The organism is Xanthomonas sp. NCPPB 3569, from assembly GCF_041475645.2.
Classification (GTDB): Bacteria; Pseudomonadota; Gammaproteobacteria; order Xanthomonadales; family Xanthomonadaceae; genus Xanthomonas; species Xanthomonas phaseoli.
Genome location: NZ_CM192969.1, coordinates 4,852,893 through 4,873,380 on the forward strand (window position 1 = coordinate 4,852,893; position 20,488 = coordinate 4,873,380).

Below are 20,488 nucleotides of genomic sequence, written 5' to 3' on the forward strand. Positions count from 1 at the left end.
TTACTCACAGGCTTTTATGGCCTAAGGAAACTCTGAACAATCCATCGTGATCTGCCACAATCGATCAACGACCCGAGTAGACGATTTCGATGCAGCTGACCTTCGGCGACGCGGAGTACAACGGCAAGCGCAAGCGGACGCGGCGTGAGGTGTTCTTGGCCGAGATGGACCAGGTCGTGCCGTGGAAGGACCTGCTGGCGCTGATCGAGCCGCACTACCCGAAGTCGGGGCAGCCGGGGCGACAGCCGTATCGGCTGGAGACCATGCTGCGCATCCACTTTTTGCAGCAGTGGTATGCACTGAGCGATCCATCGGCGGAAGAAGCGCTGTACGACACGGTGTCGATGCGCCGTTTCGCCAAGATCGGCGGGCTGGATGAGGTGCCGGACGAGACGACGATTCTCAACTTCCGCCATCTGTTGGAGCAGCACGATTTGGCGCGCAAGCTGTTCAATCGGGTCAACGCGCACCTGTCGCGCAAGGGGCAGAGCTTGCGCGGCGGGACGATCGTGGACGCCACGATCATCGCTGCGCCCAGCTCGACCAAGAACAAGGATGGCGAGCGCGATCCGGAGATGCACCAAACCAAGAAGGGCAACCAGTACTACTTCGGGATGAAGGCGCACATCGGGGTGGACGATGACTCCGGGCTGGTGCACCACGTGGAGTGCACGGCGGCCAACGTGGCCGATATCACACAAGCGCACAAGCTGCTGCACGGCAAGGAGGACACGCTGTGCGCGGACAGCGGCTACACCGGGCTTGAGAAACGCGAGGAGATGAAGCGCAAGCGCAAACTGCGCTACCTGATCGCGGAGAAGCCCTCGAAGCTGAAGCAGATTAAGAACAAGCGCGAACTGAAGTTGGCCAAGCGCTGGGAGCACACAAAAGCCAGCCTGCGTGCAAAGGTGGAACACCCGTTTCGGGTGATCAAGCGCCAGTTTGGCTACGTCAAGGTGCGCTATCGCGGTTTGGCGAAGAACACCGCACAGATGCTGATGCTGTTTGCGCTGTCGAATCTGTGGCTGAAGCGCAAAGAGTTCATTACCGCCGCGGGGTAGGTGCGCCCGTAATCGGGACGATACCCCGAAAAAGCGCCAAAAACGGCGAAAAACCGAGGATCTGAGCGCGGTCACCGCGACCGATATGGCTTACCACATCCTCCGATCGCGTTGTTCAGACCTTCCCTAAGGAAACTCTGAACAATCCATCGTGATCTGCCACAATCGATCAACGACCCGAGTAGACGATTTCGATGCAGCTGACCTTCGGCGACGCGGAGTACAACGGCAAGCGCAAGCGGACGCGGCGTGAGGTGTTCTTGGCCGAGATGGACCAGGTCGTGCCGTGGAAGGACCTGCTGGCGCTGATCGAGCCGCACTACCCGAAGTCGGGGCAGCCGGGGCGACAGCCGTATCGGCTGGAGACCATGCTGCGCATCCACTTTTTGCAGCAGTGGTATGCACTGAGCGATCCATCGGCGGAAGAAGCGCTGTACGACACGGTGTCGATGCGCCGTTTCGCCAAGATCGGCGGGCTGGATGAGGTGCCGGACGAGACGACGATTCTCAACTTCCGCCATCTGTTGGAGCAGCACGATTTGGCGCGCAAGCTGTTCAATCGGGTCAACGCGCACCTGTCGCGCAAGGGGCAGAGCTTGCGCGGCGGGACGATCGTGGACGCCACGATCATCGCTGCGCCCAGCTCGACCAAGAACAAGGATGGCGAGCGCGATCCGGAGATGCACCAAACCAAGAAGGGCAACCAGTACTACTTCGGGATGAAGGCGCACATCGGGGTGGACGATGACTCCGGGCTGGTGCACCACGTGGAGTGCACGGCGGCCAACGTGGCCGATATCACACAAGCGCACAAGCTGCTGCACGGCAAGGAGGACACGCTGTGCGCGGACAGCGGCTACACCGGGCTTGAGAAACGCGAGGAGATGAAGCGCAAGCGCAAACTGCGCTACCTGATCGCGGAGAAGCCCTCGAAGCTGAAGCAGATTAAGAACAAGCGCGAACTGAAGTTGGCCAAGCGCTGGGAGCACACAAAAGCCAGCCTGCGTGCAAAGGTGGAACACCCGTTTCGGGTGATCAAGCGCCAGTTTGGCTACGTCAAGGTGCGCTATCGCGGTTTGGCGAAGAACACCGCACAGATGCTGATGCTGTTTGCGCTGTCGAATCTGTGGCTGAAGCGCAAAGAGTTCATTACCGCCGCGGGGTAGGTGCGCCCGTAATCGGGACGATACCCCGAAAAAGCGCCAAAAACGGCGAAAAACCGAGGATCTGAGCGCGGTCACCGCGACCGATATGGCTTACCACATCCTCCGATCGCGTTGTTCAGACCTTCCCTAATCCAGCCCGCCGACTTTGGCGAAACGGCGCATCGACACCGTGTCGTACAAGGCTTCTTGCGCCGATGGATCGCTCAATGCGTACCACTGCTGCAAAAAGTGGATGCGCAGCATCGTCTCCAGCCGATACGGCTGTCGTCCCGGTTGTCCCGACTTCGGGTAGCGCGGCTCGATCAGCGCCAGCCGCTCCTTCCACGGCACCTACCTGCTCCATCTCGGCCAAAAGCACCTCACGCCGCGTCCGCTTGCGCTTGCCGTCATACTCCGCGTCGCCGAAGGTCAACTGCATTGAAATCGTCCGCTCGATTGGTTGATCGATTGTGCCAAGTTAGGCCGATTTGTTCAGACCTTTCCTAAAGTGGCATCTCTCCCAACCACTGAAATAACGCATATGAACATTTCCATCATCGGCGCTGGTGCCATTGGCTCTGCGATCGCACGCAAGTTGGCCAAGGCTGGCATCTCGGCGACCATCGCCAATCAGCGTGGACCCGAATCGCTGAAGGCACTGGTTGCAGACCTCGCCCCCTACATTACAGCGGTGACAGTTGCAGAGGCGACCCAAGCGGACGTCGTCTTTGTCGCGGTGAATTGGGGCGGTGTCCAAGACGCGCTGGCCAACGCCAAGTCATGGAGCAACCGAATCGTTGTCGATGCTAACAACGCTGTCGAGGTTCCCTAGTATGCACCTGTGGACCTGGGCGGACTGGCCTCCAGCGAAGTGGTGGCGCAGTGGGCGCCGGGTGCGTGGGTCGTCAAGGCATTCAACCATCTGATTGCTACGACGCTGGATTCGGACCCTTCTGTCTAATGCGGCAAGCGGGTATTGTTTGTTTCCGGAGAAGACGCCGAGGCTAAGAGGGTCGTGAGCGATCTCGGAACGGAGATGGTTTTGCCGTAATTGACATCGGTGGTGTTCAGCAAGGAAGGTTGACTCAATTCCCGGGCGGGCCACTGGCCATTATCAATATTGCAAAGCTCGACTAAACGCCAGGCGCGGACAGTTTCCGATTAAAGGCCGTCTGTCGTTGTTTTTTGCCTGAGTGGACACTAACGAGTACCCGTCAGCTGGTACTCGTTGCTGCAGTCTCATAGATTACAAGAGTTCTGCGAGGTGGTACTGGTTACCTACATGCAGATCAAACCGGTCGCAGTGACCACTACTCAGGCGTCAGCAGACGGATGTGCATCCAGGCCTTGTAGACACCAAACCGCGCCGCTGCGCTGGCACTCCATCAAACGACGGTTGTTGGGGAGCGACGCGTCATCGACGTCCGTCTGTGCCCGCGAACGGTGCTCCAGATGGCAGGCGAGCGCCGCCCATTTCAGTGGATGCTTCGCCACGCCTGCATTGGCTAAGCGAACCGCCAACTCGCGATCCTCTGCGCCATAACCCTGCATCGCCTCGTCGAAACCGTTTACCCGCACAAGATCCTGGCGCCAAAAGCTCATATTGCAGCTCATTACCCGACCGCCGGGGCGAGCTGACTTCCAACGCGCCAGCCAAAGCTGGCGGAACGCATACAGACGTGGCGTTGCGTCGAATGCACGAAAATCCGCAGGTGCCCATGGGGTGTAGCTTGGCGGCCGGCGGCCGGCAAGAACCTCGATGGTGGCACGCTGATTGAGTTTGATCCGACCACCCTGCAGAAAGCGCCCGGGACGCGCCAGCGCCAGATGGTCGGCAACGAAATCGCGATGCAACAGCATGTCGCCGTCGATCAGGACTACATACTGCGCGCTGGTAGCGGCAATGCCCAGGTTGCGGCAGCGTGCAGCACGGAAGCCGCGATCCTCTTGCCACACGTGCCGCAGCGGCACCGGAAAATCAGGGATCAGCGCATTCATCAACGCGGAAGTCTCCGCGCCGGACCCGTCATCAACGACAATCACCTCGTCAGGCAGTCGTGACTGCCGTTTCACACTCTCTAAAACCAGACGTAGCGCCTGCGGCCAGTTATAGGTCAACACGATCAGGGCGCACGAAGGCAGCGAGGCGAAAGAGGCAGACATGGAAATAAATTTTAGGGAATTAGTGGAGGAAATATCATGCAGCAACGCACGAAATAGGTCCATTACATAGCTGATCGAGCTAATAGCGCCGGTCAGTGCCAGCACTTCGTCATCGGTCAGGATGAAAGTGAGATCCATCCTGCTAGCACATCGGCACGCACATGCAGCACGGACCACGATCTGTGACCGACTACATGCAGCAGACACCACACGTCAATCACGTCAAACGCACCATTGCAGGCAAACTCGGCCGCTAGCCCCGCCAAGGTTCTCAAAGTTCAAGCCCATCATCGGCAAGCCTTTAGCCAGTATGCGAACGCAGCCACGCCCAGTACAACGACTCTGGTGACGCAAAGATAGGAAATGCATTACGGGCCTGTAGCAGATGCGACACGTTGACACAAATAGCTTCCACGCGCTTTGACTTGCTGCATCATATCGAAAAGTTTCATTGGGGTGTATAACCTAGCAATTGCATCGCACCAGAATTATTAATCAGCATATCGACGCCACCAAATGTCTCGACCGCGGCAGCCAATGCTGCCAAGTTAAAATTTAATATACTAGACCGAAGAGACCTAACTATCCGCCACAGACTCAACATTTCTCTCATCGCTTTCCTCCCTTCCAATATTGCATCAGAGGCATTAGTGCAAAAACCGCCAGATACGTGCGCATCCAAGCGACGATCAAATAGCTCCCACTCCCATGCACACGATTTTTCTACCTGCCATATAGCCAAAATTATATTTTTATCGTCATTATTTTTGAACTAGCCTGCTCGACCGACAAGAATTTTTCATCAAAATTCCCACTGACACATCCATCGCCAAATATAGGAAGATCAACCTTCTGAGAATTTACGCCCGAAAGCAAATTACCAAAATAAACAATCGCACTTATTTTCATCGCAAAACTCCGATAACCGAATTATTATGATTATATTATTATCGATCGCCCGAGATCTCAAGCAAACCCTCTAGGGAAGGTATGAACAACGCGATCGGAGGATGTGGTAAGCCATATCGGTCGCGGTGACCGCGCTCAGATCCTCGGTTTTTCGCCGTTTTTGGCGCTTTTTCGGGGTATCGTCCCGATTACGGGCGCACCTACCCCGCGGCGGTAATGAACTCTTTGCGCTTCAGCCACAGATTCGACAGCGCAAACAGCATCAGCATCTGTGCGGTGTTCTTCGCCAAACCGCGATAGCGCACCTTGACGTAGCCAAACTGGCGCTTGATCACCCGAAACGGGTGTTCCACCTTTGCACGCAGGCTGGCTTTTGTGTGCTCCCAGCGCTTGGCCAACTTCAGTTCGCGCTTGTTCTTAATCTGCTTCAGCTTCGAGGGCTTCTCCGCGATCAGGTAGCGCAGTTTGCGCTTGCGCTTCATCTCCTCGCGTTTCTCAAGCCCGGTGTAGCCGCTGTCCGCGCACAGCGTGTCCTCCTTGCCGTGCAGCAGCTTGTGCGCTTGTGTGATATCGGCCACGTTGGCCGCCGTGCACTCCACGTGGTGCACCAGCCCGGAGTCATCGTCCACCCCGATGTGCGCCTTCATCCCGAAGTAGTACTGGTTGCCCTTCTTGGTTTGGTGCATCTCCGGATCGCGCTCGCCATCCTTGTTCTTGGTCGAGCTGGGCGCAGCGATGATCGTGGCGTCCACGATCGTCCCGCCGCGCAAGCTCTGCCCCTTGCGCGACAGGTGCGCGTTGACCCGATTGAACAGCTTGCGCGCCAAATCGTGCTGCTCCAACAGATGGCGGAAGTTGAGAATCGTCGTCTCGTCCGGCACCTCATCCAGCCCGCCGATCTTGGCGAAACGGCGCATCGACACCGTGTCGTACAGCGCTTCTTCCGCCGATGGATCGCTCAGTGCATACCACTGCTGCAAAAAGTGGATGCGCAGCATGGTCTCCAGCCGATACGGCTGTCGCCCCGGCTGCCCCGACTTCGGGTAGTGCGGCTCGATCAGCGCCAGCAGGTCCTTCCACGGCACGACCTGGTCCATCTCGGCCAAGAACACCTCACGCCGCGTCCGCTTGCGCTTGCCGTTGTACTCCGCGTCGCCGAAGGTCAGCTGCATCGAAATCGTCTACTCGGGTCGTTGATCGATTGTGGCAGATCACGATGGATTGTTCAGAGTTTCCCTAGCGCGTGTCATGAACTTTGCTCTTGCCACTCTAACGTATACGGATAGAACCGCGTAAGCCATATTGGACTGCTATCTCCGACGGAGAATGGGACTTTGCTGTGCCATAGTTGACATTGATGGCTGCGCAGGCGCCGCAGCGCTTCAAGGCGAATGCGATTTGCTCTTCGATGAACGTCGACTTCTTCATGGCGACGGGCCTCCTTGGGCCTGAGTGTCGCCGATTTTTCTATGTTTGGCTGGTCCAATACAAGCAGGAAGTCACTCATGCGTTGCTCCGGTAGGTTTGTGGTGTGGCTGGGCCAGGCTTTGGGCCAGACCCAGTTGGATGTGATACGTTCGGCCAGCATCATGGTGGTCCGTTCGTTGTCACTCATGCGCTTGACTGCCGCCGTTAGCTCAGGTCGTTAGTACGAAATCCGTTTTGAGTACGCCAGCGCTTTAGGAGCTGCGAGCGAGCTTCTGTATAGCGCTCGTCTAAGATAGTTGCCTGTGCGACCCGGTCTAAGCGGAACAGACGGAAGTCGTTGCGCAACTCGCACCAGGCGGCGAGAAAACGTCGGGACTCGATAAAGCCGATCAGAATGGGCCAGATCCTGCGGGTTGACGTTGATCCAGTGTCGTCGACATAGGCGATTTCGATTTTTCTCTGTTCCCGCAAAGCTCTGCGGAGAGACTTGAAGTCGATCGTAGCGGGTGGGGCGCTTGATTGCCGTCCGACATAACCCTGCTCGTCATGCAGTCTATGCTTCATTTCAGGAGCGATGACAGCACCAATCTTGCCGATCGCATTTCTTGCAGCAAGCGCAAGGTCCGGATCGGTTTGCCTGGTCACCCACTGGGCTCCCATGATCAGAGCATGGAGCTCATCTTCCGTGAAGGACATGGTTGGTAGCACGTAGCCATGTTTGAGGACATAGCCGATGCCTGCCTCGCCCTCAATATTTGCGCCCAGCGCCTGTAACTCTGTGACGTCCCTATACAGGGTCCTCAAAGAGGTGCCTGTCTCCGACGCCAACGCGGCCCCGGAGACAGGCGTGCTGCTGCGGCGCAGCACCTCAAGGATATCGAACAGGCGTTGACTTCTGGACATGGCAGATAGCCTAACCCATCACCACGACGCCTTTTCCTCCCAGACGTTTCCCGTTTTCGAGCTGAGCCAACAGGTCTATTGCCGCCTTCAAGGGAACAGACGCGCCAACCGTGGTCTTCAGTAGGCCATCTTGTGCTGCTACGGCGACCTTTTTTAGGATCTCTTTTCGCGGTTTGCAAACGACAACCTTGAGGGTACTGTTGAAGACCGATTGCAGAAATTTAGCAGGCGTCGGGTGAATATCTACGAATCGCCCACCACGCTTCAAGAGCTGCCTGCCTTGAGCTAGCCCGAGATGGCCCGAGGCATCCAAGACCATATCGAATTGACGTTGAAGCAACGAAAAATCGATGCTTCGATAGTCGTGGAGTTCCGCGAGACCCGCCTTATGCATCCTTTCAAACGCTTCAGCGCTGCAGCTCCCCGCGACATTTGCCCCAATCATCTGGCAGAGCTGTGCAGCCGCGCTTCCGACCGCGCCGCTGCAGCCGTTGATAAAGACACTCATGCCAGGGTGTAGGTTCCCCTTATCGATCAACGCATTCCATGCGGTGACGAAAGGCGTAGGCAGGCACGCCGCTTCCTCATGGGAGAGGTTTGTCGGTTTCCGGGCGATGAGACTATCCGTTGTTACGACGAATTCAGCGATTGCTCCGCTCTGCTTGAGAGGCACCATTCCTATAACTTCATCGCCTGGGGCCAACTCGTTAACACGAGCGCCGATTGCTGTGATGATGCCCGAGAAGTCACTCCCCAGTGCTCTTGGGAAGCTATTGCCTGTCACCATCCTTAGCTCCCCGTTCCGAACCTTCCAGTCGATTGGGTTTATCGCTGCGGCGCTAACCCGAACGATGACCTCCTGTTCCTCTGGCGGTGACAAGGTGTAGTCGTCGAGCTGCATGGCTGTTGCCGGGCCATAACTGTAGTACTGAACTCTGCGCATGAGATGTCTAGACGTTGGGGATGCGAAACCTTCAATGGAGCCAGGCTTTACTGGTCTTCGTGATGAATCTGCTTGACCTTCAGCTCTTCTGTAGGCTAGCAACGAAAGTGGCATAAGGCGCATAGTCGTAGATAACGTGGGTCGACTTGATCAGCCCTTCTTCAATGACGAGCAGCTCTGAAACGAACGAACCCTTAACCGGCACGGTATCCGCCTCATAGACAACCGTTGCATGAGTGTCACCAGCAAGGGCCGAGTAGAGCTCCGCCCGCTGGAGCATGCGCGAAAAGCCGGTTTGAAATTTTTCAAAGGCCTCGCGGCCCTCAACCGTTCCTAATGGACTGGTGCAGACAACATCATCCGCACTCATCGCCAGAATCGTAGCGACATCCTTGTCCCGAATCGCATTAAAATAGGACTGTGCAATTTCAATGGCACTGCGTTTTTGGTTGGTCATGGTGCGTGCGGCTCTTGTAGGTGAGTCAAGAGGCTAGCAGGGCCTACTGACACCATATGTCAGCAGTCAGGTCGCTTCCCGAGACGCCGCTAGCTCCAACGACGTCATCAAGCCGCTGGACGCGTCCAGAACATGGCTGGCCTTAGCAATTAGCCAGCTCTGTGCATCAATCTCTGTCTTGAAACCTTCAACGATGACGCGTTGCTCGCGGAATAGATCTGGCTCACCAGTAGCGAGTCGCTAGCTCATCGTTGAGGCTCCACGCCTCAGGCACTCAAGCTCCGCACCTGCTAGCTGTCGGGCGGTTGCCTCAGCGGCATACAACTCGCGCAGTCGCTTGGCATTATTGTCCGTGCCGATCAATACCAATTGCCGCCTGGCCTGGCCTTGCCTCTCTCTGCCCAGTACGCGTGCACCTCGGTGTAAGCATCTCGGTGGGCGACTGCGCAGCGGTGCTGATCGCCATGCGCCGGGTCAGCGTGGCAGTCGGCAGTGGCTTGCTGGTCGTCGTGGTGCCGGCGTCAATCGGAGTGAAGATCAGCGTGCCGGCTTCCATGGTGGCAACAGCGTCAAAGCGCTGCCCCAGTCGTGTCAGCAGATTCATATCGCTCTCGTTGGCCTGGTCCAGATGCGGCAGCTTGGTGCCCGCCAGCCCATCTGCCACTCGCGACGTCAGTCCGTGCTCGCCGGCCAGCGCATTGAGGACCGCGCCCAGCATGGTGTTGTGCCAGCTGCCTTCGCGCCGCGTGCGCATGTCAGCGGCGAGGTCGGCGCTACGCGCTCGCACGGTGATGATGTCGGGCGAACCGCTGTATTCACTTCGTCCACGATGAACGTGCCTTTTTCGAACAGGCCGGTGGCCTTCCAGCCCAGCGCGACGGCAAGCCGCACGCCGCGCTAGAGTAGCGCCATCTTGCCGTCGTGGTCGTGGATGCGCAGATCAAGTTGATCGGCCTCACTGTCACGGCACTCGGTGAGTGTGAGATCGAGCAGGCGCGGTGAAATGCGTGCGGTAAGGTCGGTGCCATCGAGCACGACAGGCCACTGTGGAATCGGGTAGCTCATGAAGCGGGCGACTCCAGAGCGATGTCGCCTGCGCAGCGCAGGCTCAGCTGGAACTCGATCCGGCGAGGTGTACCGTTCGGGAAGAACAGCGTCGCCGTCTCGTTGACCGCCAGCAACAGATACGGGCCATAGACCCAGCCCGTGCCATCGACCAGCGGCTGCGATTCACCAGCGGTGCCCAGTCTGCGCAACGTGGTCAGCGATCCACGCGAGCCGGTCAGATCTGGCGCGATCAGCCCCGACAGCTCAATGGTGTCCTCGCCAGGGCCGGGAACTGGCTGGCCGGCCGCGCCGACGCGCTCACTGCTGGAGTGGCGCCAACTCATCTGCCGCTGCAGCTGTGGGAATACCGCGCTTTCTAAAGAAAGCACGAAGCTGCCGTCGGACATCATCATCGGGGTGGATCCTCAGTCGTCGCGCAGGCTGAAGCGGCGGGCCGCCGCTGCGCGCCGGTCGCGCTCTTCAAGCAGGCGCGCCACTTCGCGCGCCAGTGCGGTGGTGTCCATGCCGGGTGCGGCGTGGATGTGGATGACGTAGCTGTTGCCGCCTGCAGCCGCGCTCGCGGCACGCTCAGGTGGCGACAGCGGAGCGCGGCTGTCGATCGCGGCCACTGGCGCTGTCGCTGTCGCCAGGGCCAGGCCGGCGCCGACCGCGCGCATGCGGTTGCCAAGCGCCGCCACGGCCTGCACAGGCGCGCCCTGGCCGCGCTGCAAGTCCGCGGTGAGGCCGGTGAAGTCGTCCAACTGCACAAGACGCGGGAGGGGCTGTGGATGCCCAGCAGGCCCTTGAAGCGGTCGACCACGCCGGTGCCCACGCTGGCGATCGCGTTGCCCGCGTTACCGAGCTTGGAGCGGATGCGCTGAAGCAGGCCGCTGATCATGTCGGTGCCGGCCCGCAGCATCCGCGCCGGCCAGTTGGCCAGCTGCAGGTTGATACCGGCCCACAGCTGCAAAAGGCCCTGACGGATGCGATCGCCGTTGCCGGTAAATACGCCGACGATCAACGACCAAGTGCCCTGGACGGTTTGCCACACGCCGCTGAGGCCCTGCTTGATCACCGGCAGCACGAACACGAACGCGCGCACCAGCAGCCGATCGCCTTTACCGCCATCAGTTGCACCGTGCAACTGGGCGGTGGTGGCCTCGAATGGCGTCAGCGGCTGCCTCACCCAACTATTCATTTCTAACAGACGTCAGGCCTTTGCTACGCGCTTAGCTGTCAGTCGGTGCCAATTCCCATCCGACATTTTCCCCGCTGGGGGATAGAGGATTGTCGTCGCCCGCGGAGGTAGGCAGGTCTGCCGGCGCTAGGGAGTAGCTAAACAGCTCATGCAATACCTGTTGCATTGGCGTGTAGTAGACGATGGAGCGGCCACCAGGCTCGCCGGAGGAGATAATCCCGAGCAGATGCCGGTCGTAACTAACGACGGGGCCGCCCGAGTCCCCGTTATCAATACTGCTAAACTCGGACGCGTCTGCTGCACTGATATGCTCATAGCTCGGTCTCCAGATTCCCGGTGCGAGAGACATACCTTGCCACACGCAGCGAACGCCGGTTCGCCAACCGCTTGTGCAGAACCGCCCATCTGGTGCGTTTGACCATCCGCTAACAGCGAGTCGTGCTTCCCGCCCCGCACGCGGCATGAAGACCTGATTGTTCGCTAGGGGAATATAAGACTGGATCGGATTACAGAACACCGCGCTACGGTGCGAAGCGCAGTACAGCGCTGTCGACGGATCCTGCATGGGCGACACTCGCACAAGCTCGATGTCCGAGGCAGCCGACTGCCAAACGACGGTTCCGATGGCAGTGGTACCTACGTGGATGCTCGCGTACATCGGCGCGCAGTGCTTGGCTAGTACGATCCAACGTGTGGCACGTTGGTAAGGTGTCAGTCTGTGAAAGATGCTCGTTGGGACCAACACTGCGCCCACCGTACATGACCCACCGGGAGTGCTGACTTTGGAGCCGGAGATGACTGGTAGGACGGCGCGGTCCGGATTACGAGGTTGTACGACGCCCGGGGTTTGCGCTGTGGCAACCGAGGATGTGAGCGCTGCGAAAAGGGCAATCGCAAGGGCTGCCACTTGCAGTTGTTGGGGATCGGCTTTCATTGGGCGAGAGTTCTCTTAGGGATTTGGAAGTTAGAAATGGTTGTTCGCGGAGCCATTCGAGCATCGACAGATCGGGGATATCTGCGCTTGACATCAGGCGTTCACTGTCGCCCAGCTTGCTACCATCAACACGCAAAATGACCGTTATCCCAACCTTAGTCGTGGTTGTCCTCGGCGGCTGCCATCATCGACGGCGTGTCCCAGCTCGGTGCTGCTCGCACACGAACTGCTGCATTGTGAAGCGAACGGGTGGACAGTGTGACTGCTACTTCGGCAGCAGCTCGATGAGTATTTCTCTGGTGTAGCGCTGGTGTCGATACAGCACTGGCGGACTTGTTGTGAGGCTTCGGCATGCACGCAACGTTTTCGAGCTCATCGCGGATTCGTGTGTGTGCCTTAAGGCCCTTGTAGGTGCATTGAGCCTTGAAAGCAGGCCCTTTCCGGCGCCCCAGAAGGTAGTGCATCCTGTGCTGACTTTTTGACGCGGTGTTGTGCATGAAAACGGGCCGTCGGCTAAGCGCGTTATTTTCCTTCCCCGCTTCGCGGCAGGGTCCACGCTGAAGGGCGTGTTCGGTGTCCCGAAGGCGCGGATCGTGACCTTGCGGCGCCGAAAAAGCAGCCGTGTGCTCCAACTGTGGCCATCGGTGTCGTAGCGGCTACGACAAGCGTCTGTGCCGCGCCCGCGAATTGCGCGTGGCCAGCTGGACGCTGTGTCAACTCCCCGTAAAATTGGTCCATCCATAGTTAGAGGTCTCCGGACACTAGCCACCGAGGAGACCAACGATGCGCAAGAGCAAGTTCACCGAGAGCCAGATTGTCGCCACGCTGAAGCAGGTTGAGGGCGGCCGCCAGGTCAAGGATGTGTGCCGTGAGCTGGGTATTTCCGACGCGACGTACTACGCCTGGAAGTCCAAGTACGGCGGCATGGAGGCCGCCGATGTGCAGCGCCTTCGCGACCTGGAGACCGAGCACAGTAAGCTCAAACGCATGTACGCCGAGCTCGCGATGGAAAACCATGAATTGAAGGATGTCATCGCAAAAAAGCTGTAGACCCGGCGCACAAACGCCCGCTTCTTGCCTGGCTCGTCGAGCAGCATGGCTGGAGCGAGCGCCGGGCCTGTGCGGTCGTTGGCGTGGCGAGCTCGACAGCGCGCTATCGGCGCCGTCCCGATCGCGACGAGGAGGTCATTGCGCTGCTGTACGAATTGGCTGAGCGCTTTCCCGAGCGTGGTTTTGGAAAGCTTTTTCAGATCATCCGGCGTCGCGGACACGTGTGGAATCACAAAAGGGTCTGGCGTGTGTATTGCCTGATGAAACTCAATCAACGGCGTCGCAGCAGGCGCCGGATCCCGACCCGTCATCCGCAGCCGCTGGCATGCGGTGATCGACCCAATGCTGGATGGTCGATCGGTAATCCCCCCGCTTTGAGCGTTCGCCAAAAGTGGAGCTAGGCGGCCATCGCCAATTTCATTGCTGGCGTGATACCGCCGAGCGCCATGTTGGGGCGCTCATGGTTGTACGTCCATAGCCAGCGCGTGGCCTTGTCCTGAACCTGCTCGATGGTGTCGAACAACGTTGTGGCCAGCCAGGCGTAGCGGACGGTGCGGTTGTAACGTTCGACATAGGCATTCTGCTGCGGCTTGCCTGGCTGGATGTGCTCGATCCGAATCCCGCGCTGCTGTGCCCAAGCTAGCAGCGCGCCGCTGATGTACTCCGGGCCGTTGTCGCAGCGAATGGCGTTTGGCTTGCCGCGCCAGTCAATGATCTGTTCCAACGAGCGGATCACCCGGGCCGATGGCAGCGATAAGTCGACCTCGATGCCCAGACCCTCACGGTTGAAGTCATCGAGCACATTGAACAACCGGAAGCTGCGGCCGTCGGCCAGCTGGTCGTGCATGAAATCCATCGACCAGACCTGGTTGATCGTCTCCGGCACCGCCAACGGCTCTGGCCGCTCGCGCACCAGCTGCTTCTTCGGCTTGATCCGCAGGTTCAACTCCAGCTCCCGATAGATGCGGTACACCCGCTTGTGATTCCAGCCAAAGCCCTTCACGTTGCGCAGGTGCAGAAAGCACAGGCCGAACCCCCAATCACGATAGGTTGTGGTCAACCGCACCAGCCAATCGGCAATCCGGGCGTTCTCCTCGCTGGCCTTGGCTTGATAGCGAAAGCAGGTCTCGCTCACCGCAAAGGTCCGGCAGGCATGCCGGATGTTCGTGTGGCCACCATCTACGGCCCATCGGGCCATCTCCCGGCGTTGAGATGGCCTCACCATTTTTTTGCCATCGCCTCCTTCAGCAGGTCGGCGCTGAGCTGGGCATCGGCGTACATCTTCTTCAGGCGCCGGTTCTCGTCCTGCAGCTCCCTGAGCTGGGACATCAGCGATGCGTCCATGCCGCCGAACTTGCTGCGCCACTTGTAGAACGTCGCCGAGCTGATGCCGTGTTCCCGGCACAACTCCGGCACGGGCGTGCCGGCCTCGGCCTGCTTGAGGACGGCAATGATCTGGCTGTCGGTGAAGCGGGATGTCTTCATGGAACCTCCTCGGAAAAGGGTACGAGAAAATTCCACTTCTGGCGTCAGCTAACCTGTGGGGGGATTACCGATCGACTTCATGTCCGATGCGCTATGGGATGGTCGACGCTTCCGTGCGTTCAATGTCATCGACGACTTCAGCCGGGAAGCCTTGGCGATCGAAGTGGACTTGAATATTCCAGCCGCCCGCGTCATCCGCACCTTGGAACGCATCGCAGCCTGGCGCGGCTACCCCGGCAAACTTAGCTTGGCCAATGGCCCGGAGTTTGTTGCATTGGCATTGGCCGAGTGGGCCGAGCGCAAGGACATCGCCTTGGACTTCATCGAGCCGGGGCGTCCAATGCAAAACGGTTTCATCGAACGCTTCAACGGCAGCTACCGGCGCAGTGTGCTGGACATGCATCTGTTCCACACGCTGAGCGAGGTTCGCGAGCATACCGAACATTGGCTGGCCGACTACAACCAGCAGATCTCGCACGACAGCCTGGGCGGGCTAACACGCGCCGAGTTCCGTGATCAACATCAATCGCAGACCTCCAGTTTTGGCTGGCACTGAATTGAGGGAAGTCGACAAGGTCGCCTTGCCAACTCCTCTAAGGAAGGTCTGAACAACGCGATCGGAGGATGTGGTAAGCCATATCGGTCGCGGTGACCGCGCTCAGATCCTCGGTTTTTCGCCGTTTTTGGCGCTTTTTCGGGGTATCGTCCCGATTACGGGCGCACCTACCCCGCGGCGGTAATGAACTCTTTGCGCTTCAGCCACAGATTCGACAGCGCAAACAGCATCAGCATCTGTGCGGTGTTCTTCGCCAAACCGCGATAGCGCACCTTGACGTAGCCAAACTGGCGCTTGATCACCCGAAACGGGTGTTCCACCTTTGCACGCAGGCTGGCTTTTGTGTGCTCCCAGCGCTTGGCCAACTTCAGTTCGCGCTTGTTCTTAATCTGCTTCAGCTTCGAGGGCTTCTCCGCGATCAGGTAGCGCAGTTTGCGCTTGCGCTTCATCTCCTCGCGTTTCTCAAGCCCGGTGTAGCCGCTGTCCGCGCACAGCGTGTCCTCCTTGCCGTGCAGCAGCTTGTGCGCTTGTGTGATATCGGCCACGTTGGCCGCCGTGCACTCCACGTGGTGCACCAGCCCGGAGTCATCGTCCACCCCGATGTGCGCCTTCATCCCGAAGTAGTACTGGTTGCCCTTCTTGGTTTGGTGCATCTCCGGATCGCGCTCGCCATCCTTGTTCTTGGTCGAGCTGGGCGCAGCGATGATCGTGGCGTCCACGATCGTCCCGCCGCGCAAGCTCTGCCCCTTGCGCGACAGGTGCGCGTTGACCCGATTGAACAGCTTGCGCGCCAAATCGTGCTGCTCCAACAGATGGCGGAAGTTGAGAATCGTCGTCTCGTCCGGCACCTCATCCAGCCCGCCGATCTTGGCGAAACGGCGCATCGACACCGTGTCGTACAGCGCTTCTTCCGCCGATGGATCGCTCAGTGCATACCACTGCTGCAAAAAGTGGATGCGCAGCATGGTCTCCAGCCGATACGGCTGTCGCCCCGGCTGCCCCGACTTCGGGTAGTGCGGCTCGATCAGCGCCAGCAGGTCCTTCCACGGCACGACCTGGTCCATCTCGGCCAAGAACACCTCACGCCGCGTCCGCTTGCGCTTGCCGTTGTACTCCGCGTCGCCGAAGGTCAGCTGCATCGAAATCGTCTACTCGGGTCGTTGATCGATTGTGGCAGATCACGATGGATTGTTCAGAGTTTCCCTAACTTGACTGTGGGAACTGTTTGCGCTGCATTAGCATTGCATAGACACGAATGACAGGGACGGCGCTGACAGCCAGGCGGCGCAGCCGAAGGGCACGATCTGGCCAGCGCAAGGATTGATCTGCCACGCGCTTGAGATCGCGGAACCAAACATCGTGGTCGCGCTGGTAATACACTCCGTTAAGTAGGCCCTCGAGCAAGGCAAAGCCACGCTCGCGCGAACTGCCTGGCGGTGCATACTCCAGATAGCGGAGGATCTCCATTAGTTGTGCGCGTTCGATGCGGCCGGTCACGTCGGTGTTTGCCGCCATACGTAGCGGTTCTGCATCGATTTGATCGAGGAACTCGCTTGATGCAGCGGCCAGTGCAGCGTCACGGAGTGGCTCTTGTCCAACGTAGCCAAGTAGCTGGGTGCGGATGTTGTAGCCAGCTTGGCGAATCAGGGATACAGCATCATCAACGTCTGATTTCGCTGAAACCGGTGTGCCTGCAGGTTCGCGGATTCTATCATCGGGTAGCTCCGCGACGTAGCGCTGCTCAAGTAGTCGATGGTTGCCAACTAAGCTAGCCGGACAACGAGTTGCTGACACATGCTCGTCCACATAGCTGCGATAACTGGCCCGCAATTGTGAGTGGATTCCAGGAATGCTTTCAACGCGCTGAAGTGCCAGTTGAATGTCCGACGCAACACTCAACTCGGTTGCCGTGAAAGTGGCGTCATCGCCCCGCGCACGCAGCAGCATCTTCGCCAGGCGTTGTGCAATCGCGACTTCAGTCGCCGGCGCTTCAAGAGGTAATGCAGTCACGAACTTTAGCGCAGGTGCGATTTCAGCCTCGCTCCGAGCGCGATCAACTTGGCCAAGGAGTAGTTCGGTGTTTTGGGAGGCATCATTGACAGAGAGTGTCGGAGCGACCGCGTAGATCGGCGTCGGGTCGTCCACGTAGTCGCTCTCGCAGTTGGCGACAGCAGGCCTGGGCAACTCCGTCAGCAGCGCGGTGGCGCGGCTGATTGAATGGCTTTTCATAGCAGAGATGGCGCGCGTCTGTAAGGTGAGCTGGTCCAGACCGGCGGTCCGTGCGCTTCGCAGCTCGTCCTCGCTTTCTTCACCCGCAAAACCGACAGTGGCAATACCGGGAAGTCTTCGCGTGGCGTGTTCAGCAAGGGTGTAGGCCTGCTCGCTGAGGCCTACGATCGCGCTGTCGCGAGCGCCGTGGTTTTCCAATAAGGGGATATCTTCGGACGCGGCCACACGCAAAAGCACATCGGCCTGGAAATCTGGAGGGAGTGCCGCCGCCGCGGTGATGACCTCTTGAGCGGACGGCCTGTCTTGCCCAGATTGCACAGGAGCCAACGCACTTCCGCTAGCTAAGGAAGGTCTGAACAACGCGATCGGAGGATGTGGTAAGCCATATCGGTCGCGGTGACCGCGCTCAGATCCTCGGTTTTTCGCCGTTTTTGGCGCTTTTTCGGGGTATCGTCCCGATTACGGGCGCACCTACCCCGCGGCGGTAATGAACTCTTTGCGCTTCAGCCACAGATTCGACAGCGCAAACAGCATCAGCATCTGTGCGGTGTTCTTCGCCAAACCGCGATAGCGCACCTTGACGTAGCCAAACTGGCGCTTGATCACCCGAAACGGGTGTTCCACCTTTGCACGCAGGCTGGCTTTTGTGTGCTCCCAGCGCTTGGCCAACTTCAGTTCGCGCTTGTTCTTAATCTGCTTCAGCTTCGAGGGCTTCTCCGCGATCAGGTAGCGCAGTTTGCGCTTGCGCTTCATCTCCTCGCGTTTCTCAAGCCCGGTGTAGCCGCTGTCCGCGCACAGCGTGTCCTCCTTGCCGTGCAGCAGCTTGTGCGCTTGTGTGATATCGGCCACGTTGGCCGCCGTGCACTCCACGTGGTGCACCAGCCCGGAGTCATCGTCCACCCCGATGTGCGCCTTCATCCCGAAGTAGTACTGGTTGCCCTTCTTGGTTTGGTGCATCTCCGGATCGCGCTCGCCATCCTTGTTCTTGGTCGAGCTGGGCGCAGCGATGATCGTGGCGTCCACGATCGTCCCGCCGCGCAAGCTCTGCCCCTTGCGCGACAGGTGCGCGTTGACCCGATTGAACAGCTTGCGCGCCAAATCGTGCTGCTCCAACAGATGGCGGAAGTTGAGAATCGTCGTCTCGTCCGGCACCTCATCCAGCCCGCCGATCTTGGCGAAACGGCGCATCGACACCGTGTCGTACAGCGCTTCTTCCGCCGATGGATCGCTCAGTGCATACCACTGCTGCAAAAAGTGGATGCGCAGCATGGTCTCCAGCCGATACGGCTGTCGCCCCGGCTGCCCCGACTTCGGGTAGTGCGGCTCGATCAGCGCCAGCAGGTCCTTCCACGGCACGACCTGGTCCATCTCGGCCAAGAACACCTCACGCCGCGTCCGCTTGCGCTTGCCGTTGTACTCCGCGTCGCCGAAGGTCAGCTGCATCGAAATCGTCTACTCGGGTCGTTGATCGATTGTGGCAGATCACGATGGATTGTTCAGAGTTTCCCTAAAGGGTGCTTCTGCACCTGGGAAAGCATGTTCGTTGACGGTGAAACACTCTTGGAGTCGTCAGCCTGTCGTAACAAGAGCCAGGCGAGGGCGGCGATTGCACTAACAATGAGGATGGATTTCCAACTGCTTGCAAGACGCATAAGGTGACCTGGCCCGGATAGGCTTGTCTTCGAACCGTTATGGAAGGGGCCGGCATGCGCCGGCCCCGTTTGGAAATCACAGGTAGCGAGTCGTATCGCGTTTGATAGAGGAACGAATAACGCCTAGCGGGTCGTCAGTGATGATGCTAGTGAAACCGGCAACCACCTGCAGCAGGTAGTTGTGACGCTCATCTGCGGTTTCATCACCGAAGTGCTTGGTGCGCGTCAGGTAATCACTCAGTGCAGCGCAACAGGTGCCATTGCTGCGGACGAAGTGATAACCATCGTGTGAGCTGACGCGATATTCCGACACCGGCGAGAACGCACCAATAGCCTCCTTTTTCGCTTGATTGTCCGCTAGCAGCTCGGCGGTGGGATCACCACGGCGCGGTTGCTTATTGCCAATTTCCAACCACGCGAAGTTTTGTTTGCCTCTGACCTGACTGATCCAGGCGTTGACTCGGCAGAACGGCGTGTCGCTACTGATCGTGCCGCATAGTCCGACATAGCCACCATCGGCAAGGTTGTCCATGTCGCCAGCGTAGATGGTGGGTGCAAATGCAACGCCCTTGGTATAATTGGTGATGCTGTCTGGGTTGCGCGCAAGTAGCGACGCACTGAACTTCAGGACGACCTGGTTCTCCATGCCATATGCCCGTGCAAGATCAGCGGCGCGCGATACTGCGTCAAGTATTTTCAAGTCCAGCACGATGACCATGTGATTCGCCGAGTCGCGAATCGTGGTAAGCGCGCGAGTCAGTGTGACGGGGTGGTAGCCCGTCTTGGCGAAGTTCCGATCGCGGAGCAACGCAGCATTGAGCTCCGCATTGCTCAACGTGCGCACGTCGGGATTCCAACCCGTCGGATTGTTAGCAGCCTGGAAAATATTGAAATTTGGGCTGTGCTCAAGAAGGCGCCCGACATTCTGATCGTGGAAGAGCCAAGGTGTTCCATCAGCGGACTGCTTGACATCCAGTTCGATCGCCTCAACATTGTTGTTGTAGGTGGCAAGGATTGAGCAGGACGAGTTCTCTGGGCAGCCGGCACTCACGACGCCACGATGTGCGATGACGGCGATACTGACGCCACTGATCTGATGCGGTCGCTTGAGCGCGCCGAGGATGTGCTGGGGATTCCAGTTGTTTGCAGCCGATGCTGCGCCGGAAAGCGCTGCAATTGCCAGGCAAGCAAGAGTGCAGATCGTTTTCTTCCAGGGACGCGTGGATCGTTTCACGATGGTTCTCCAGGAGGGTCAAGGGTAGTGAATGAGTGGTGCGATTACGAACAGCCTTACATCTCACGGCGCTCGCGATTTCTTGAGCAGCGTG

At 58.8% G+C, this 20,488-nt stretch carries 16 protein-coding genes and 5 pseudogenes; 5 read left to right on the forward strand and 16 right to left on the reverse strand.

Features of this window, described 5'->3' with window-relative positions:
• Window positions 1-89: 89 nt before the first annotated feature.
• Both ACCQ03_RS20925 and ACCQ03_RS20930 read left to right on the forward strand, forming a co-directional pair.
• Complete coding sequence (locus ACCQ03_RS20925) at window positions 90-1,061, forward strand: IS5 family transposase (protein WP_150147813.1); 972 nt, start codon at window positions 90-92, stop codon at window positions 1,059-1,061.
• A gap of 194 nt (window positions 1,062-1,255) precedes the next feature.
• Window positions 1,256-2,227 (forward strand): IS5 family transposase, encoded by a 972-nt coding sequence (locus ACCQ03_RS20930; RefSeq protein ID WP_150147813.1) that lies wholly within the window; start codon window positions 1,256-1,258, stop codon window positions 2,225-2,227.
• Window positions 2,228-2,356: 129 nt separating this feature from the next.
• Here the strand turns inward: ACCQ03_RS20930 and ACCQ03_RS20935 are convergent.
• Window positions 2,357-2,645, reverse strand: a pseudogene (locus tag ACCQ03_RS20935) (transposase); the annotation flags it as partial.
• Window positions 2,646-2,747: 102 nt separating this feature from the next.
• Between ACCQ03_RS20935 and ACCQ03_RS20940 the strand changes: the two are divergent.
• Complete coding sequence (locus ACCQ03_RS20940) at window positions 2,748-3,038, forward strand: NADPH-dependent F420 reductase (RefSeq protein ID WP_204243828.1); 291 nt, start codon at window positions 2,748-2,750, stop codon at window positions 3,036-3,038.
• Between the two features lie 482 nt (window positions 3,039-3,520).
• Here ACCQ03_RS20940 and ACCQ03_RS20945 read toward each other — a convergent pair whose 3' ends face one another.
• From ACCQ03_RS20945 to ACCQ03_RS20990, 10 genes and pseudogenes are all read right to left on the reverse strand, one after another.
• On the reverse strand, window positions 3,521-4,507 hold the full coding sequence (locus tag ACCQ03_RS20945; RefSeq protein WP_244664261.1) for a glycosyltransferase family 2 protein: 987 nt from the start codon (window positions 4,505-4,507) through the stop codon (window positions 3,521-3,523).
• A 971-nt stretch (window positions 4,508-5,478) separates the two neighbouring features.
• Window positions 5,479-6,450, reverse strand: a complete 972-nt coding sequence (locus tag ACCQ03_RS20950; protein ID WP_150147813.1) for an IS5 family transposase — start codon at window positions 6,448-6,450, stop codon at window positions 5,479-5,481.
• Window positions 6,451-6,524: 74 nt separating this feature from the next.
• Window positions 6,525-6,893 (reverse strand): hypothetical protein, encoded by a 369-nt coding sequence (locus ACCQ03_RS20955; protein WP_139790943.1) that lies wholly within the window; start codon window positions 6,891-6,893, stop codon window positions 6,525-6,527.
• A gap of 17 nt (window positions 6,894-6,910) precedes the next feature.
• Window positions 6,911-7,609 (reverse strand): helix-turn-helix transcriptional regulator, encoded by a 699-nt coding sequence (locus ACCQ03_RS20960; RefSeq protein WP_057678154.1) that lies wholly within the window; start codon window positions 7,607-7,609, stop codon window positions 6,911-6,913.
• Between the two features lie 10 nt (window positions 7,610-7,619).
• Window positions 7,620-8,510, reverse strand: coding sequence for an NAD(P)-dependent alcohol dehydrogenase (locus ACCQ03_RS20965; protein ID WP_204243827.1), 891 nt, complete (start codon window positions 8,508-8,510; stop codon window positions 7,620-7,622).
• Between the two features lie 121 nt (window positions 8,511-8,631).
• The gene (locus tag ACCQ03_RS20970) at window positions 8,632-9,009 is read right to left on the reverse strand and encodes a nuclear transport factor 2 family protein (protein WP_057678156.1); all 378 of its coding nucleotides are present in this window, start codon (window positions 9,007-9,009) and stop codon (window positions 8,632-8,634) included.
• A 66-nt stretch (window positions 9,010-9,075) separates the two neighbouring features.
• Window positions 9,076-10,074: pseudogene (locus ACCQ03_RS20975) on the reverse strand (contractile injection system protein, VgrG/Pvc8 family).
• Window positions 10,071-10,469 carry a phage tail protein gene (locus tag ACCQ03_RS20980; RefSeq protein WP_057678157.1) on the reverse strand — a complete coding sequence of 133 codons (399 nt, stop codon included), beginning with the start codon at window positions 10,467-10,469 and terminating at the stop codon, window positions 10,071-10,073. Before ACCQ03_RS20980 ends, ACCQ03_RS20975 begins: the two are co-directional and overlap by 4 nt.
• 12 nt (window positions 10,470-10,481) lie before the next feature.
• A pseudogene (locus ACCQ03_RS20985) lies at window positions 10,482-11,161 on the reverse strand (phage tail protein); the annotation flags it as partial.
• 124 nt (window positions 11,162-11,285) lie between these two features.
• Window positions 11,286-12,188, reverse strand: a complete 903-nt coding sequence (locus tag ACCQ03_RS20990) for a trypsin-like serine protease (protein WP_057678160.1) — start codon at window positions 12,186-12,188, stop codon at window positions 11,286-11,288.
• Between the two features lie 783 nt (window positions 12,189-12,971).
• Here ACCQ03_RS20990 and ACCQ03_RS20995 point away from each other — a divergent pair.
• Window positions 12,972-13,597, forward strand: a pseudogene (locus ACCQ03_RS20995) (transposase); the annotation flags it as partial.
• Between the two features lie 38 nt (window positions 13,598-13,635).
• Here ACCQ03_RS20995 and ACCQ03_RS21000 read toward each other — a convergent pair.
• A protein-coding gene (locus ACCQ03_RS21000; RefSeq protein ID WP_412566722.1) for an IS3-like element ISXcd1 family transposase occupies window positions 13,636-14,723 on the reverse strand; the annotation gives its coding sequence in 2 pieces (ribosomal slippage) (window positions 13,636-14,471 and window positions 14,471-14,723; 1,089 coding nt in all).
• Between the two features lie 52 nt (window positions 14,724-14,775).
• Here ACCQ03_RS21000 and ACCQ03_RS21005 point away from each other — a divergent pair.
• A pseudogene (locus ACCQ03_RS21005) lies at window positions 14,776-15,279 on the forward strand (integrase core domain-containing protein); the annotation flags it as partial.
• 167 nt (window positions 15,280-15,446) lie between these two features.
• Here the strand turns inward: ACCQ03_RS21005 and ACCQ03_RS21010 are convergent.
• The 4 genes from ACCQ03_RS21010 to ACCQ03_RS21025 form a co-directional block, all read right to left on the reverse strand.
• The gene (locus ACCQ03_RS21010; RefSeq protein WP_150147813.1) at window positions 15,447-16,418 is read right to left on the reverse strand and encodes an IS5 family transposase; all 972 of its coding nucleotides are present in this window, start codon (window positions 16,416-16,418) and stop codon (window positions 15,447-15,449) included.
• A 64-nt stretch (window positions 16,419-16,482) separates the two neighbouring features.
• Window positions 16,483-17,826 carry a hypothetical protein gene (locus tag ACCQ03_RS21015; protein ID WP_209227972.1) on the reverse strand — a complete coding sequence of 448 codons (1,344 nt, stop codon included), beginning with the start codon at window positions 17,824-17,826 and terminating at the stop codon, window positions 16,483-16,485.
• 153 nt (window positions 17,827-17,979) lie between these two features.
• Window positions 17,980-18,951 carry an IS5 family transposase gene (locus tag ACCQ03_RS21020; RefSeq protein ID WP_150147813.1) on the reverse strand — a complete coding sequence of 324 codons (972 nt, stop codon included), beginning with the start codon at window positions 18,949-18,951 and terminating at the stop codon, window positions 17,980-17,982.
• Between the two features lie 285 nt (window positions 18,952-19,236).
• A complete protein-coding gene (locus ACCQ03_RS21025; protein ID WP_209227443.1) occupies window positions 19,237-20,394 on the reverse strand; it encodes a glycerophosphodiester phosphodiesterase family protein in 1,158 nt (385 codons plus the stop codon).
• Window positions 20,395-20,488: the final 94 nt, after the last annotated feature.